Raw genomic sequence first — 16,482 nt, 5'->3', positions numbered from 1 at the left:
CTTCGGCAGAGCCGTTAAGATTAATCGTCTTGTGCTTCTCTAATTTGCACACGGAATTTTGTGCCATTTGGATTCACAGTAACTTCAGATAACGTGACTTGCTCAAATCCTCGCACAATCATTTTTCGCCACGGACCAGGTTTGGTATTCACTTCTAAACCATTGTTGTCATACCAATAAAATCGGTAAAGAATGTGCTGATCACCTTTGTAATTGCTACTCAGCTGCACGACTCCTCGTGGGCGATCATCAACGTAAGTGGTGGTGATGTTGTCAACTAATAAGCGACTACCTAAAACGTTATCATTAAAAAATACTTTTTGCGTTTGGCCATCAATTCGAATACCAGCCGTGTTTTCGGCGCATCCAACTAAACCAATAGCCATTGCTAAACAAACAAGCCATGCTTTCATTACAGTCTCCCTAGCTGTTTATGCCACACGGTTGAGTGTGCTCCCTGACGAGATACCCATACCAATGTAGTCTGCTGTGCAGGCACTTCAAACTGATAGGTTTGATCACCCAAGTTTAAACTTTGTGTTCCCGGTTTCACGATTTTTGAAGCCGTTTTCACTTGCGCTGGCAATGTTTGCCAACTTCTCGTATCTGGCTGTTCGGTCAATGTGTTCCATACATTGAAAAGTATGTTGCCCACATCATCGCCTTTTTTCGCCGCCTCTTTTCGGATTCGATCTTTTGCCCAAACACGAAGAGCTTGACGGATCACTATTGTAGTAAGACGTTCATTAAGATCGTTTTGCGCCATCGCATTAACATCAGTCAGCGTACTGGAAGGCAATACCTGACCATTTAAAACAACATCGCTAAAACGTTGAGCACCTCGGTTCTGATAATAAGGAAGCGCCAACGAATAAATCGCGCCATTATCGCGACTGTCGTAAATTGGTAAATCAATACGCCACCCTTTCATCGCCTCAACAACACCCTGCTCATCAATAACGATGACTCGCCCTTGTGACTGAGTTAATCCAGAAGGTGCTTTACCATACCGCTTCTCTAGCATGCGCAAGTCTTCACGCATGCCCAGCTTCTTAGCAGCGTATAAGGTGCTTTCCACAACTTGCTTGTTGTCTGGCATTACAGCGAGTGCTCGTCGGTAATCAACATAAGCACTGTTTAAGTCTCGCGACGCTTCATATAACAAGCCAGAAAGATAGAACAGATAACCATTTTGTACCGCGCTTAGTTTTTTACCAGCATCAGGGTAGTTCGCTAACACACTGCCTAAATTGGCAGACATGCCTTGCTTGTTAAGGTCTTTCTCTGCTGCTTTTAGCTCTTTTTCACGCGCCTTTCTTGCTGCTTCCTGAACTTGATTAGCTCGACGCACTTCAACTAGTGCCCCTTCTAAATCGTTTTTCTGTAAGTAATTTAGTCCTAGATACAGGTGCAAAAAGCCAAGTTCGTAATCGGCGGGATGATAGTCTTGGAGATTGTCGTTCACTGCGAGAGAGCCGACGCTCGTTGCCGTGTCTGACACAGATATCGTCGCTCGATCTTGTTGAACACGTACGGCACGATCGCTGCTTTCTAGCGCATTCAAACTTGTTGGGTAATCTTCAGCAAGAAAAGAGATGCGACCTTTTTCAAAATTGCCAAGTATCTCGCCACCCACTTCACTTGATTGAAGTTGTTTTGCTTTGGCATATTCCCCTGCAACAACGGCTTGATAAACTTCTTGATTCTGGTTGCTGTAATGGCTAAACAGATTGCCCGCAGATAAGTTCGCGCAGCCAGAGGCCATTAAAGCCCAGCTCATCAGCCCTAACAGCTTTACACCTAGTTTCACATTTATCTCCACAAATGTGTCATTCGACAGGAAAAAGAAGTGGGTGAATCACCACCCACTTTTAAAAGCTTAGCTCAATACCATTGGACCTAGAGGGCGGCCGCCTAGTAGGTGCATGTGAATATGGTAAACCTCTTGGCCACCATGTGGATTACAATTAACGATCAGGCGATAGCCGTCTTCAGCAATACCTTCTTCTTTCGCTAACTTTCTAGCAACAGTGAACAAACGCCCCATCATTGCTTCATCTTCAGCTTCTACATCATTCGTTGTTGGGATCAGTTTATTCGGAATAATGAGAATATGGCTTGGTGTGCGAGGGTTAATGTCGCGAAACGCAGTCACCAAATCATCTTGATAAAGGATATCGGCAGGGATTTCCTTGCGAATAATTTTACTAAAGATCGTTTCTTCCGCCATGAGGACTCCATTTTATAAACGTAATTAGACCCCAATTAGTATGCGCCAACCAAAAGCGGAGCTCAATAAAAACAGTGTTCACTTAACATTATTAATCAAATGCTAATTAACGAAGCTTTTTTTGTCGTGTGCGTCATAAAATGCGCATCACAAACTGAATACAATCCAATGAATTTTGTTACTTTTTTAAGACAATTATTATTTTTATACCCAAGTAAATTCAAAAATACTTGGGTAGCTTGTCTATTTCTGGGAGAGGGAGCTCACTTATGCGAGGTTCAGTTATTAAAAGGATGTATGCCGGCTTTGCACTGATCATCATCCTATTTGCCGTCACAATTGCCATTATGATGGGAGGAATGAGTGATATTCACGGAAAATTTGGCACGGTTTCTAAATCATCCCTACCGTTGGTATCGTTATCTAATCAAACCAGTGTTGAGCTGCTTTCTGCCGACAAATCATTTAAAGACTTCCTGACGACAGAGAATAAACAACGCATGGATGAAATGCGTCAGGAATTTGCTAGATCTCAACAGCGCTTCGAATCCACATTGGCTCAACTGAAAACCGCAAGCCAAATCTACCCTTCTCTTGCCGAACCGTTTTCACAGTTAAAAACGTTAGAGCAGAGCTATTTTACAGAAGCTCTAGAGGCCATGGACAACTACGAAGCAATGTTTGCGGCTCAAGAAGAAGTGCAAAAATCCTCACGCCGCTTCCAAAAACTGAATACCGAACTTTCGGTTGGTCTTAAAGAATATGTGGCAGATCAAACCAGCATTTCTGTCAAAGTCATGGCAAAGAGCTACTTTATCAAGTTAAAAGATGCCGAAGTAATTACCTCTGATGCCCTCGCCAGTTCCAACCCTGAGTTTGTTACGCAAGCCGTAGCTAAAAACCGCAAAGCAGTAACGCACTTGAATTACGCATTCCGCGGGTTGGTGACTCAGCTTCCTGAGCTAGAAAAAGCTTTTGGCGAATCTGTAGAGCAATTTACTCGTGACGTTGGTATGCGTGGCGGTGTGCTAGACCAACATAATAATTACCTCAATGCCCGCGCCGCTTTGTATAACAATATCGCCAACCTAGCAAATAAAGTGGATTCAACCATGGCGATTCTTGAGCAATTCACGACAACCGCAACAGATAAGCTCAATGAATCATTGGCAGACGCAGGTGACATATATTCGGCGGGTGTAACGAAAGCCATCATCATTGGCGTTATTGTCGTTTTACTCGCGACAGCTATTGGCTACCACATCGCACAAAGCGTTCGCGAACCGTTGACTCGTATTCTAAAAGTGTTAGAAAGCCTGACTGAAGGTGATATGACACAGCGTATCGACATTCGCTATAACAACGAATTCAGCCGTGTGAGTGGACACATTAACTCACTCGCCGACAACCTTCACGAGATCTTGGTGAAACTCAACGAAGCGTCAGAAAACCTATCGTCAACCGCGACAACCAACGAACGCACCTCTTCGCAAGCACAAATCAAATTGAGCTCTCAACGCGAACAAACGGCAAACGTCGCTACCGCGATGACAGAAATGTCCCATTCAGTGCAGGAAGTCGCGCAAAGTGCGCAAGGCTCGCTAGAAATGGTGCAACGCGTCGAATCTGCCTCTGAAGAAGGCAGAAATGTTATGAGCAGTAACATCTCAACCATTAATCAACTAGAAACACGTTTGAACGAATCGGTCTCCGCAGTTTCTGAGCTACAAAAGATGAGTGGTCAAATTGGGTCTATCCTTGATGTGATCCGCAACATTGCGGAGCAAACCAACCTACTGGCATTGAACGCGGCAATTGAAGCGGCTCGCGCTGGTGAACAAGGTCGCGGCTTCGCGGTAGTGGCAGATGAAGTACGAGTACTCGCATCAAGAACGACTCAATCAACCACTGAAATTGAATCCATGATCAGTAATCTGCAATCTAGCTCACAATCAGCAAACCAAGTCATACAAAGCTGTATGAGCGATATGGAGATGTCGGTTGAGCAAGCGTCAAAAGCGAACAGCTCAATGGAAGAGATCCAGGCGCTAATCATTGAGATCAGCCAAATGAGTACGCACATTTCACAAGCAGCAGCAGAGCAAAGTGAAACATCAACAGACATTGCTCGCAGTATTGAAGATATCAACAGCATCGCCGATGAAAGTTTCCAAGCCATGTCGAGTATCGCACAAACTAGTGAATCACTGACCCACTTGGCTCATCAGCAAAATGAATTGGTCCACCGCTTTAAGTTATAAATACTTTATAATTAAGAGCATTAATTAGTGCAATCAACTGTATAAGGGCGACTTTTTGTTAAGTCGCCCTTGTTTTTTGTCGGCCATGTCTACATATGATTAATAAGGCCAGCTCATCCCCTTGCACAACTCTTTTCGAGCGGCCTCATAAAAAGGAAAATCTATGGCTGTTCATGTTGGTATTATCGACCAAGACCCAGTGAGATTGGTCACTCCTCTATTAGATAATCGTACGCTAAGCACACATATCGTCTTCATCGGAGACAAGAGCCAGTTAGATATATTTGACCGACTGAGTGCCGTTTTAGATCAACGAGAAATTACTTCTGAATTTTTTGAAATTCCATCCGCTGTTAATACATCTCTGATCAAACAAGCAATTCAAAAACTGGCAAAAGATCTCCATGAACGCGGCGAAGATGTAAAATTGAACGCGAGCTGTGGTCTTCGTCATCGCTTGTTGTCGGTGTACGAAGTTTTCCGTACCTATCGCTGGCCAATTTTTGTGGTTGAGCCTAGTAGCGATAAGCTTTGTTGGTTATACCCTGATGGCAAAGAAGATACCCAAGTCGAAGATCACATTACGATTGCAGATTACCTCACTATCTTTGGTGCACGCGGCGAGTTTCACCACGTTGATTTACCACCTCTTCTTGATAAAAAATTGTATGAACTTGGTGAACGATGGGCCTCAAATGCGCTTGAACTTGGGCCAGGTCTAGCAACACTTAACTACCTTGCAACCACATGCCGCAAAGAACAAAAGCTTGATGTCGAGCTCTCCGAAAAACAGCAGGGCTACCGTGAGCTCAACATGTTGCTTTCAGATTTAGTAGAAGCAGAAATCGCCACCTATGAGAATGGCGTTTTAACGTTTGCAGATGAAGATGCTCGACGCTTTTCAAACGGTGAGTGGTTAGAAACTTTGGTTCACAGCACCGTGAAGCAAATCCAAGACACCATGCCGACGATCCAAGATCGATCGTTAAATGTTCAGGTTTATCGCAAACTTGGTGAAAGTGAAGTACGCAATGAGTTAGATGTCGCAACAGTTGTAAACAACAAGCTGCACATCATCGAATGCAAAACCAAAGGCATGAGAGATGACGGCGACGATACTTTATATAAGTTAGAATCGCTTCGCGATCTATTAGGTGGCTTACAAGCGCGCGCAATGTTGGTGAGCTTCCGTCCTCTTCGTCACAATGACATTACTCGTGCTGAAGACTTAGGGCTAGCCCTGATTGGCCCTGATGAGCTTAAAGATTTAAGAACGCACTTAACTGCTTGGTTTAAAGACGCGGGCGGTTCAGACGAGATATAGTGCCATTAAGAAAAGCTAAAATTCACAACGATAAAAAGCAGCATTAATGCTGCTTTTTTATACCTAAATTTTAGCTGTACGCATTTCTATAAGTAGAAAAAAACCAGAGGTTAGCCTCTGGTTTTTTCTGTTTGTTTAAATGCCAACTATAGCGGCTTAAAGCATTTTACGCGCTGCTTCTACAACCACTTTAATTGAACGCGCTTCCGTTTCTTTCAGAGTTGAATGATCTGGAATCTCTTTTTGTGTACGGTTGATGATAACACCAGCCACACAACCCGCTTTTAAACCAGAGCTCGCACACATTGTTAGCAGTGTTGCAGACTCCATCTCGAAGTTAAGTACGCCCATGTCTTGCCATTCTTGCATAGAGCCTTGGAAACGCTTAACAACACGACCAGAGAACGTATCGTAACGTTCTTGACCAGGGTAGAACGTGTCGCTTGATGCAGTCACACCCATGTGAACTGTAGCGCCAGACTCTTCTACCGCTGCTTTCATTGCGGTTGCTACTTCAAAGTCAGCAACTGCTGGGAATTCCATAGGAGCAAAGTGTAGGCTCGCACCGTCAAGACGAACTGACCCCGTCGTTACGATCATGTCACCCACGTTTACATGCGGTTGAATTGCACCCGTTGTACCAACACGTAGGAAAGTGCGAACACCAAGCTGTGCCAATTCCTCAACTGCGATAGAGGTAGAAGGACCACCAATACCTGTAGAACAAACCACAACAGGTTTACCGTCTAGCTCTGCACGGTATAGCGTGTATTCACGATGGCTTGCTAGAAATACTGGATTTTCCATTTGTTCTGCGATTTTTTGAACACGCGCTGGGTCACCAGGAATGATCGCTAGAGTCGCACCATTAAGATCAGCTTCAGTAACACCTAAATGGAATACAGCTTGAGACATAAGTCGCTCCTTATTGTGGCTTATTTTATGAACAATAAGCTCATTAATCAGTTATTGGGTACAGATGCACTGTAGCGAACCTTTCACCAACATAGAGTGATCACAATCACAATGACAAAATGTAATGAAAATGAAATTTCAAACAAAACTGGTATTGATCACACTTTAAGGGGCGTTAGATCATTTTGTTGCATAGCAATGCGTGATTTCAAGGACGAGAAAAACGTCTGATCGCATCAGGTGAATACGGTTAAAAAAAGCCCGATACACGAATGCCTCGGGCTATTAATGAGTGGGATCATTGGTTAGGTCAGTTATTTGATCTGTTTGGACTCAAAACGAAGTAATCTCAACGCATTCAATGTCACCAGTGCTGTTGCACCACTGTCAGCTAATACTGCAACCCACAACCCAGTAACCCCAAGTAAACTTGTCACTAAGAATACACCTTTCAAACCTAGCGCTAACGCGACATTCTGACGAATGTTACTTAGCGTCGCACGCGACAGTTCTATCATGGCAGGTAGCTCAATCAACCGGTTGTGTGTTAACGCCGCATCAGCAGTCTCGAGCGCAACATCCGTACCGCCTCCCATCGCAATACCAATGCTCGAAGCTTTCATGGCTGGAGCATCATTGATACCGTCTCCCACCATCGCAACGGTATGTTGTTGTGATAGTTTCTCGACGTAATGCACCTTGTCTGCAGGTAACAAACTCGCTTTATAATCCAAGCCTATTCTATTTGCCATTGCTTCTGCACTTCTCGGGTTGTCACCCGTTAGCATCACCGACGTGACCCCAAGTTCCTTCAACATTGCGATGGCTTGCTGGGCATCTGAGCGCAATGTATCTTGCCATGCGATCACGCCAATGACCTCGTCATCGTAACGAACAATGACAACCGTTTTACCTTGTTGTTCCAACGTAACCACTTGCTCTTTGGCTTCTTGAGAAAGTGGAAAGTCTGCCTTTGAAGGCGTGACCACTTGGACCATTTTTCCATCGACGTAACCAGTGACACCAGAGCCTACTTGCGCGGTTTTATCCAACGCTTCAGGAATAGTAAGCCCCTGCTCTTGCACTTTGGTAACTAAAGAAACCGCTAGAGGATGACTTGAACCAACCTCGATTGACGCAGTTAGGCTAAGTAACTTGTCTTCATCCATATCAAAAGCAAAGACGTCGGTCACTTCTGGTTTACCTTGCGTCAGTGTCCCAGTTTTATCAAATGCGACAGACTCAACCTTGCCAAGCAACTCAAGCGCCGCTCCACCTTTGATCAATGCGCCCCGCTTAGCCGCTGCCGCCAAGCCAGAAGTGATCGCCGCAGGCGTTGAAATGACTAATGCACATGGACAAGCAATCAACAGCAGGGCGAGTCCTCGATAGATCCACGTTTCCCACGGTTGGGCAAATAGTAATGGCGGCGTAACGATAACCATCAGAGACACCAACATCATTAGTGGCGTATACCAACGGCTAAATTTATCAAGAAAGCGTTCTAATGGTGCCTTACGGGATTCTGCTTCTTCAATCAAATGAAGAATTCGATCTATCGCATTCTCGCCCTGACGGGAAGTCACCTGTAAACGAACCACTTTATCGACAACCACAGCCCCGGCCATCACTTTGCCACCGGTTTGATGTTCAACGGGAACAGATTCTCCCGTTAACGCACTTTCGTCAAAACTCGCAAGCGCATCTTGCAAAACACCGTCGGCAGGCAAACGACCTCCGGGTGCGACTTCTATGATATCCCCTGGTTTAAGCTGCGCAGCTGGTACTTCTTTGCGTTCACCATCAATAATTAAAATTGAATTTTCTGGGACTAAGTCCATTAACGCCTGGACACCGCTTCGCGCGCGAGATGATGCATATGCTTCTAACTTTTCACCAATAAGGAAAAGCAATAACACCATTGCGGCTTCGGCGGTTTCACCTAAATATAAAGCGCCGAGCGCCGCTACACTCATTAACGTTTCAATCGCAAAAGGCGTACCGCTACGCGCCAACTTAAATGCTTTGAGCGCGATTGGGTATAAACCAAGTAAACACGTCAAAGTGAATAACCAAGCGCTTATTTGAGGGTCGATCTTAGAAATTACTGCCGCAGTAGCCATTGCACCAGCAATCGAGAGAATTTGGATGTTGTCTCTTATGACGCCAAGCCAGCCTTTCTTTGTAGTGCTTGGTTTTGGAGCATCAAGTGAAAAGAGCGGGAAACCCGTTTTTTGGGCTGTCTGCTCTATCGTAGCTATCAGCTCTAGACCATCAAAATCGACGACCAGTTTTTCTGTTGCAAACAAAACCTTGGCTTGGCTGACGCCTTGTAAAGACGTAATGGCTTTCTCAAGCTTTTGCGCACAAGATGGGCAATCCATACCTGACACAAGCCAAGCGTTCCGAACGGAGGAATTACTCTCCCTTGTGGGATCGTCTTCCTCGCCTGTGTCAACGCTGCAGCCTCCTCCACTACAGCAAGAGCTTTCAGAAACATCAACACTGGCCTGAGAGATATTGAGCGAAGATTTTACTGGCGCACAGCATGACTCGCTTGCACCAAGCGGCACCGCAGTTTTGATTTTGCTAGATTGGCAACCTTGATGTTTTGTACACATAATTTTTTCCTTATTGGTATCGGTGATTTACCTATTGCTAAGGATAAACCTTAGAGTAAGCTCCAAGGTCAAGATAAATTTGTACAGTTCGGCGATAGAAAATAAAAAAGACGCCGAAGCGTCTTTCCAAACCAGTTTAAAAGCAATATTCCGTAAAGTTTAAACAGAGAGGTTAAACGGGATGCTTAAAACACTCATTTAATGTCATTCCTATGGCACGCAGCACGTCTCTTCTTGTGATAACACCAACCAACTTACCTTTGCCATCCACCACTGGATACATTTTCGGCTTTCCAACTTTCATCATGTCAGCCAGTTCAATTACTGACATTTCTGGAGAAACAGATAAGACATCATCATGCATACACTCTTGTACCGTATGTGTATCTTGGCAGTGATAACTTGCTTTCACCAACTTATCTAATAAGTCTTGCTCCGATAAAAACCCAACCACTTTTTCATTTTCATCAATGACAGGGCCACCTAGTGTGACACTTTGCATTACTTTGTTTAAAGCTGCCGAAAGTGACATATCTTTCGTGAAAGTCACCGCTTGCAACGTCATGTAATCTTTTACTTTTAATGAATGCATTCTTATCTCCTTAAGGGCATTTTATTGCGGCCTTTAGATAAGTGTCGCCTAATTTCCTGATTTTACTAAATGGAAAGGAGTAATTTTATTTATAGGCACAGCCTATTGAACTAAAACAAAATTAACTCACCGAACAACATTCACTGTATTTCGTTAAACGCAAGATTCAGCCAGGCTGATTTTTCTAGGCAAAATACAACAAAGCCAGTCAATTGACTGGCTTTGTTATTATGTAATTGTTGCGTTAGCTATGTTGGCGGCGCATGTTGTCTAAAATAATGCCAGTCGCCATCGCGACATTCAGTGATTCGGCACCGCCAAACGCCGGAATCGTGATCTTATCTGTCACGAATTTTGCTGCGGCTTCACGCACACCATGAGATTCGCTGCCCATCAACAAAATACCTTCAGCAGCGAAATCCGTTTTATGAACGCTCTCTCCTTCCAAAAACGCGCCATATACTGGCAATTTGGCGTGTTCCAAGTAACTTGGCAAATCCACCAAACTCACTTGTACGCGGCCAAAGCTGCCCATGGTCGCACTGATCGTTTTAGGATTATAAGGATCAGCACAATCTGTACTCGCAATAATGTGCTTGATGCCATACCAGTCTGCAACACGAATAATCGTACCTAGATTACCAGGGTCGGATACACCATCTAGCGCAATCATCAAGCCTTTCGCTTGAGGCTCTTTTACACTCGGAATTTCAACCACAGCAATGGCCGCATTATTGCTCACAAGCGTGCTCGCTTTGGTCAATTCATCAAGCGATGCTTCAACACAATCAAAACGATTTAGCGTACCAGCATTTTGTTCGAGAAATGCCGCTGTTGCAAAAACCTGCTTCACCTTCAATGAACTACTTGCTAGCTCTAGTACGTTCTTTTCACCCTGAACTAGGAATAAGCCATGCGCTTTACGCTGTTTCTTTTGACCTAAAGCACGAAGCAGTTTTAATTGGTTTTTTGAAATCATTAAAGTATCCCAGGTGAAAATGGTTATTCGGCGAGTGTACCCTAAACAATCTTCACGAAAGTTCGGTATCGAGCGGATGAGATTATAAATTATACCTAAATAACCTCAAGAAGCTTGATCATCAGAAGACGTTGAACACCAAGCGTAGCCAAAATAAAAGAAGGCTCAAAAACGAAAAAAGCCCTGCGATAACGCAGGGCTTTCAAAGGGTGGGACCCCAGCCACATCCCGGCACACAAGTCACACGCTGCGGCTGCTTCCTTCCGGACCTGACCGAGTTCACGAGCTATTGTTGCGAGAGGACCAGAGCCCCATAATTCTTTTCGAGAGGTCTTGCCTCAATCGATGGGGCGATTATTCAGTATCAGCTCTCATAATGCAAGAGCAAAAACCTTGAATTTCATCATTTCATTACCGTTTGAACAAAACTCGATCAATTCATTCCTTTATGATGAAACCGTGCAGTCACGATAAGAGGAGTCGTGCCGTGAGGACTGCTTACTCATGTACATGTCTTCATCAGCCAAATGCATCGCTTGCTCTAAGCTCATGTGCCGTTCCCTTTTTGCAGAGAAACCAATAGAGATACTTATAGACTCCAAATCACTACATAATTTGCCTTTCACATCGATTCTACTGAGCTCTCTCATTGCTCTAGTTAACTCGGCTTGCGTAGGATAACCCAGTAATATGAACTCATCCCCTCCAATTCGATAACATCTTCCCGACCAGACATAATGAATTTTTAGCGCCAGTAGTTGTAAAACTTCGTCCCCAGCGCGATGACCATAAGTGTCATTGATTCGTTTGAAATGATTAATGTCTAAGTAAAGTATGGATAGATCTTTGTTTACTCCTTTTCGATACTTTACTTGCAACGCACGACGATTCCTTAACCCTGTTAAGTTGTCAGTGTTCGATTGACGGTAAAGATAAAGCGAAACACAAATAGCAAACAATAATACAAAGATAAACACAGCTTGTGTTTGCGTCGCTAATCGAATCTCATATTCAAGTGCGGTACGCCAATCTGGGCGTACATCGTACTGAGCAATGATCTTATCAACTTCTAACATCGCTATCGCTCGACTGAAGAAAGGCGCAAGCATGGCTCCTTTTTCATTCGCGACCAATCCAACAGAGAGTTGTGACTCATAAAACTCGCCAATAGCGGTATCCTGCTCTATCGGAACCAATTCACTGAGACGTAAAAAATGATTGAGCATCGCCGTATCCATCGGAATGTAATCGACTTCTTCATTTAGTAGCCCCTGAATGAGCTCTTGTTGGGTACGATAACGTTTGAGTTCTTTTAGCGGTAACAGTTGCGTCATCATTTGATCGAAAAAGTCATCCTTAACTACGCCAATCCGCTCAGATATCAACTGTGAAACATGAGAGTATGTGCTCGGTTTGTAACCTAAACGCTTGACCATCACCGATGCTGGCGCGTAATGGGGCTTTGGAAAGTAGCTAAATGCGCGCCGCTCACGGCTGACCGTTAACGGCGCCAAAATTTCGAAATTACCTTGGATAAACTCATGGTACATAGAACCCCAGCTTTCACCAGGCTCACTAATGATCAAGCAGTTTAAAGCCAAGATCTCACAGCTTCTCAGGACTACATCAGCCGTCATCCCTTCGACACTACCATCTGCGTTGTATACAACATATGGAAAGATAGATTCGAGCTTAATCCGTATTGGTTCATTAAAATCAAGGGGTAATAAACGAATAGAATCACGCAACGCTGCTCGCCTTAATTCAAATTGATACTGGGAAATTTCTTCGCGAAGCTGCTTTTGCACCGCTTCCCCGTGAATAAACGTAGCGAACGTGTCCAACTCTTCAAGATGATGATCTTTTTTACTGATGATGGATACGGGCTTTATCGAAATCTGATCATTGAGCATCTTGGCGTCAAACCCCTCCATCAGCATCGGCTTGAGCTGGTTAATGGCATCGACAACGCCATCCACAGCACCTGAACGTAGCAGTGTTACTGCTTGTTCGTGACCTTGATAAGAGATCTGTTCTAGCTCAGGGTAGTGTTGTTTAAGTAATTGGGCATAAACTGTATCTTTGGGGACGCCAACACGCGAAATGTCACTCAACGTCGAATCTTTTAAACCAAAGAGGTAGGTATATTCGATATTTGTTGGGCGGGAATAACTAAAACGTTGAGCACGTTCTTGTGTGTAAGTGATATTCGCAGCAAAGTCCGCTTCCCCATTCGCTACTGAATTTAGAATGGCATCAAAGCTGGAGTAGTTCACGTATTGAACGGTAAAGCCAAACTCCTTTGAAACAGCATTGAAAAGAACACGAGTGACGACATCATCCGCTTCAGTCGCGACTTTATAATGAGCAATTAAAGGGGCTTCGGCTTTTACATTCAAACTCAAGAGGCAACATGCAAAAAGCAACAGTGTTCGAGCAAAAGTTGTCATGACAAACTTATCTTAAATCAACCACTTATATTGTGGTTATTATTATTGGAAGTGTAGTAAATATGAAATGAAGAACATATACTAATCTCCATTTTGTTCCACAACCAATTCGATACTCTGCCGCACATGTCACTTTTTACCTGACTAAAAACTCATAATTCAGCCTGTTCATCGCTACTACGTAAAATATAGTCAGTCATCCAAGCCGTCCCTAACAAACAGATCCAAACCACGAAAACAGGGTTTGGCACATCCGTGGTCGGGCTGACGACTAAAGCGGCAAAACCCACAGTCGGCAATGTCCAACATAATAATTTGCTCCAACGAATGGTATGTTGAAGCTTCGCAAGTGCTTCCATTGACGCTAACATTCCCGTCAAACTTAACGCCATAAGAACGGCGTACGGTAGGCCTGCAATCCACAATGGGAGCAACAAAAACAACGGCCACCAGCTGTGTTTATTGGATGGCGTCCAATGCGCAGCCGACCACCACATCGCCATAACCGCAATGGTTTGAACCACTGTAACCCAAGCAGAACCATCCAGCTTACCGCCTTGCTGTGTGACCATAAGACCAACTTGCAGTGTAAGTACAATAAGACCAGCGGTGAGCAACACACCTAAAGAGCTTCTACGAGAAAATACCACCATTAAAAGTGGGAAAAGGATCAAAACACCAACCGACAAAGCAATTGGCTGCATTGAGAGTGTCGCACCAAAAGCCATCATCGCGCCCAGCAATACTAAGCCAGCGAACCCACCTTGTGGCAGAACCCACAGCGCGGGGATCATAAGTGCAAGAACGGGAATGTCACCCTCGCTCAAACTCATCGCCCGAACACAGACAACAGCGAGTAAGGTCGTAACGAAAAATTGAAGTGTCGATAAAATCATAGCGCCTCCTGGCTTCCCCACCTACTTGGTAACTCAACGGCAAAAACTGGGATTGAAAGTCGTTGAGAGGGTCTAGATTCAAGCTTAGCTTGCGTTTGCTTCATGCTGTTTAAGGCTCATCAACCAACGACACTAAAGAACAGAAAATGTAATTCTTCAAAGTGAGTCGCTGGCAACACAAGGGTTAAGAACCGTTAGCAATATACAAGTCCAATGGTTTACCATTCCTTAGTAACCCAAAATAGACACTTTTGAGTATGGACCAATTTTTAGCGCAAATCTTTGCTGTAATTCACCAAATTCCAAAAGGAAAAGTCTCCACCTATGGGGAAATTGCCAAAATGGCCGGTTATCCGGGCTATGCGAGACATGTTGGTAAAGCACTGGGCAACTTACCAGAAGGCAGTAAACTCCCCTGGTTTAGAGTGGTAAATAGCCAAGGAAAAATATCTTTAAAAGGCAGAGACTTAGAGCGACAAAAAAAGAAATTAGAAGCAGAAGGGATTGAAGTATCGGAAGTTGGCAAAACTTCACTTAAAAAATACAAATGGCAGCCTTAAGCTGCCATTTTTTGTTCTCAGTACGTCGTATTAACGTGTTCCAACTAGACGAATATCTAATTGGTGAGTTTGTGCTTCATCTGTAATAACACCGTTATGTGTGTCGCTGATAAAACGCAGCTTTCCATCTACCTCAATGCGAGCACGAACGCTGTAACGATGGTTTGGTTTGATTTCATTGCTGTCGTAACTCAACTCAAAAGAAAGAGGAACTTGCTTACCTTCTGTTTCGAATGTCTGTTTCGCCAACACTTTTGCTGGCGCATCCGCCAAGGACACATCTTCTAACGCAATAGTAACCACTGCGTTTGGTGGCAAGGCAATCCGCTCGCGATAAGCCACTGTACCTGTAATCGTCTTCATTGACGCTTCTGTAGATTCCATTTCTGTATTTTGAGAAGTTTGGCAACCCACTAACGCAGCCCCAAAGAGTAGAGAAGTAACAAGTAGTAGTGTTTTTTTCATATATTCCTCGAAAAGAGCATTAAACCGAGGCAATTATAGGTGTGGAATATAAAACTGTCTGCTTCCTGTCACTTTATTTGACAATAGTTTGACTGAGTTAGAATTTATCAAACAATTGATTTTGTTTCATAATTGGAACAATACTATTTCTAAGTTACTCAATAGTTCTTAACTATGCCACTTCACAAGAGTGAGGCTGTTGAGGTAACTTGGAATGAAAGACAACGGTGAGGAGACACAATGAGTAAACCACTACGAGAATTGCTCAGCCTACTACAACTCGAAAAATTAGAAGAAGGCTTGTTTCGTGGCCAAAGTGAAAACCTAGGTTTGCCTCAAGTTTATGGCGGTCAAGTAATTGGGCAAGCGCTTTCTGCTGCGCGCTACACCGTTGAAGAAACACGCACGGTACACTCCTTCCATAGCTATTTTTTGTACCCTGGCGATCCAGAAAAACCTATTATTTATGATGTAGAAAATCTGAGAGATGGCCGTAGCTTTAGCACTAGACGCGTAAAAGCAATTCAAAATGGACGCCCTATTTTTTACCTAACCGCATCCTACCATGGCGATCAACCTGGGTTTGATCATCAAAAAGAAATGCCAGATATCCCTGGTCCAGAATACTTTGCCTCAGAGAGTGAGCTCGCAAGCCATATTGCAGAATTTCTACCCAAACGCTTACGCAAAACATTTTGCGGGGAAAAGCCAATCGAAACTCGCCCCGTTACGGTTATCAACCCTTTGAAGCCCAAAAAAGCAGAACCCAAACAGTACCTTTGGATTCGTGCTAATGGTGAAATGCCAGAGAATCAGCTAATTCACCAGTACCTTCTGGCCTACGCATCCGATTGGGGATTCCTTGTGACAGCAATGCATCCACATGAAGTCTCATTAATGACGCCTAACTTTCAAGTGGCCACCATTGACCACTCTATCTGGTTCCATCGCCCGTTTAAGATGGATGAATGGCTTCTATATGCGATAGAGAGCCCAACGGCGAGCAATACTCGTGGGTTGGTCCGTGGCGAAATATACAACCAGCAAGGTCACTTAGTGGCGACCGCCGTGCAAGAAGGGGTGATGCGCTACACGAAATAGCTCGTGTTCGCTGACCCGTCCTGATATGGGTTGACACTTTTTAACTAAAACGCTCGATGTACTTCATCGGGCGTTTTGTATTTTAAAG

Annotated in this window: 14 protein-coding genes and 1 other RNA gene; 4 read left to right on the top strand and 11 right to left on the bottom strand. The window is 44.1% G+C overall.

Going from position 1 to position 16,482, the window contains the following annotated elements:
• Positions 1 to 20: 20 nt before the first annotated feature.
• From R7O12_RS12460 to hinT, 3 genes are all read right to left on the bottom strand, one after another.
• Complete coding sequence (locus R7O12_RS12460; protein WP_005378469.1) at positions 21 to 413, bottom strand: YcfL family protein; 393 nt, start codon at positions 411 to 413, stop codon at positions 21 to 23.
• A complete protein-coding gene (locus R7O12_RS12455; protein WP_025766940.1) occupies positions 413 to 1,810 on the bottom strand; it encodes a COG3014 family protein in 1,398 nt (465 codons plus the stop codon). Before R7O12_RS12455 ends, R7O12_RS12460 begins: the two co-directional genes overlap by 1 nt.
• A gap of 69 nt (positions 1,811 to 1,879) precedes the next feature.
• The gene (gene hinT, locus R7O12_RS12450; protein WP_005378473.1) at positions 1,880 to 2,230 is read right to left on the bottom strand and encodes a purine nucleoside phosphoramidase; all 351 of its coding nucleotides are present in this window, start codon (positions 2,228 to 2,230) and stop codon (positions 1,880 to 1,882) included.
• 269 nt (positions 2,231 to 2,499) lie between these two features.
• Between hinT and R7O12_RS12445 the strand changes: the two genes are divergently transcribed.
• Together R7O12_RS12445 and R7O12_RS12440 are read left to right on the top strand one after the other, a co-directional pair.
• The gene (locus R7O12_RS12445; protein WP_005378474.1) at positions 2,500 to 4,491 is read left to right on the top strand and encodes a methyl-accepting chemotaxis protein; all 1,992 of its coding nucleotides are present in this window, start codon (positions 2,500 to 2,502) and stop codon (positions 4,489 to 4,491) included.
• A 163-nt stretch (positions 4,492 to 4,654) separates the two neighbouring features.
• Positions 4,655 to 5,815: a DUF1887 family protein gene (locus R7O12_RS12440; protein ID WP_005378476.1), complete on the top strand. Its 1,161-nt coding sequence runs from the start codon at positions 4,655 to 4,657 to the stop codon at positions 5,813 to 5,815.
• 156 nt (positions 5,816 to 5,971) lie between these two features.
• Here the strand turns inward: R7O12_RS12440 and udp are convergent, their stop codons facing one another.
• The 7 genes from udp to R7O12_RS12405 form a co-directional block, all read right to left on the bottom strand.
• A complete protein-coding gene (udp, locus tag R7O12_RS12435) occupies positions 5,972 to 6,730 on the bottom strand; it encodes a uridine phosphorylase (protein WP_005378479.1) in 759 nt (252 codons plus the stop codon).
• A gap of 314 nt (positions 6,731 to 7,044) precedes the next feature.
• Positions 7,045 to 9,351 (bottom strand): zinc/cadmium/mercury/lead-transporting ATPase, encoded by a 2,307-nt coding sequence (locus R7O12_RS12430; RefSeq protein ID WP_025766942.1) that lies wholly within the window; start codon positions 9,349 to 9,351, stop codon positions 7,045 to 7,047.
• Positions 9,352 to 9,523: 172 nt separating this feature from the next.
• The gene (locus R7O12_RS12425) at positions 9,524 to 9,943 is read right to left on the bottom strand and encodes a CBS domain-containing protein (protein ID WP_005378483.1); all 420 of its coding nucleotides are present in this window, start codon (positions 9,941 to 9,943) and stop codon (positions 9,524 to 9,526) included.
• 244 nt (positions 9,944 to 10,187) lie between these two features.
• The gene (locus tag R7O12_RS12420) at positions 10,188 to 10,922 is read right to left on the bottom strand and encodes an RNA methyltransferase (protein ID WP_005378485.1); all 735 of its coding nucleotides are present in this window, start codon (positions 10,920 to 10,922) and stop codon (positions 10,188 to 10,190) included.
• Positions 10,923 to 11,134: 212 nt separating this feature from the next.
• Positions 11,135 to 11,231, bottom strand: an RNA gene (ffs, locus tag R7O12_RS12415) — signal recognition particle sRNA small type.
• 137 nt (positions 11,232 to 11,368) lie between these two features.
• A complete protein-coding gene (locus R7O12_RS12410) occupies positions 11,369 to 13,372 on the bottom strand; it encodes a GGDEF domain-containing protein (protein WP_318125886.1) in 2,004 nt (667 codons plus the stop codon).
• A gap of 152 nt (positions 13,373 to 13,524) precedes the next feature.
• Positions 13,525 to 14,268 carry a hypothetical protein gene (locus tag R7O12_RS12405; RefSeq protein ID WP_005389942.1) on the bottom strand — a complete coding sequence of 248 codons (744 nt, stop codon included), beginning with the start codon at positions 14,266 to 14,268 and terminating at the stop codon, positions 13,525 to 13,527.
• Between the two features lie 257 nt (positions 14,269 to 14,525).
• Here R7O12_RS12405 and R7O12_RS12400 point away from each other — a divergent pair, with 257 nt between their 5' ends.
• Complete coding sequence (locus tag R7O12_RS12400) at positions 14,526 to 14,828, top strand: DNA base-flipping protein (RefSeq protein ID WP_005378570.1); 303 nt, start codon at positions 14,526 to 14,528, stop codon at positions 14,826 to 14,828.
• A 30-nt stretch (positions 14,829 to 14,858) separates the two neighbouring features.
• On the opposite strand, the gene R7O12_RS12395 is transcribed toward R7O12_RS12400, so the two are convergent.
• The gene (locus R7O12_RS12395) at positions 14,859 to 15,293 is read right to left on the bottom strand and encodes a YbaY family lipoprotein (RefSeq protein ID WP_005378572.1); all 435 of its coding nucleotides are present in this window, start codon (positions 15,291 to 15,293) and stop codon (positions 14,859 to 14,861) included.
• Positions 15,294 to 15,533: 240 nt separating this feature from the next.
• Here R7O12_RS12395 and tesB point away from each other — a divergent pair, with 240 nt between their 5' ends.
• Complete coding sequence (tesB, locus tag R7O12_RS12390) at positions 15,534 to 16,394, top strand: acyl-CoA thioesterase II (RefSeq protein ID WP_318125884.1); 861 nt, start codon at positions 15,534 to 15,536, stop codon at positions 16,392 to 16,394.
• Positions 16,395 to 16,482 lie beyond the last annotated feature (88 nt).

This window comes from Vibrio sp. Vb1574 (genome assembly GCF_033338675.1).
Note: the sequence above shows the minus strand (reverse complement) of the source record. Positions and strands in the feature narration are given on the sequence as shown.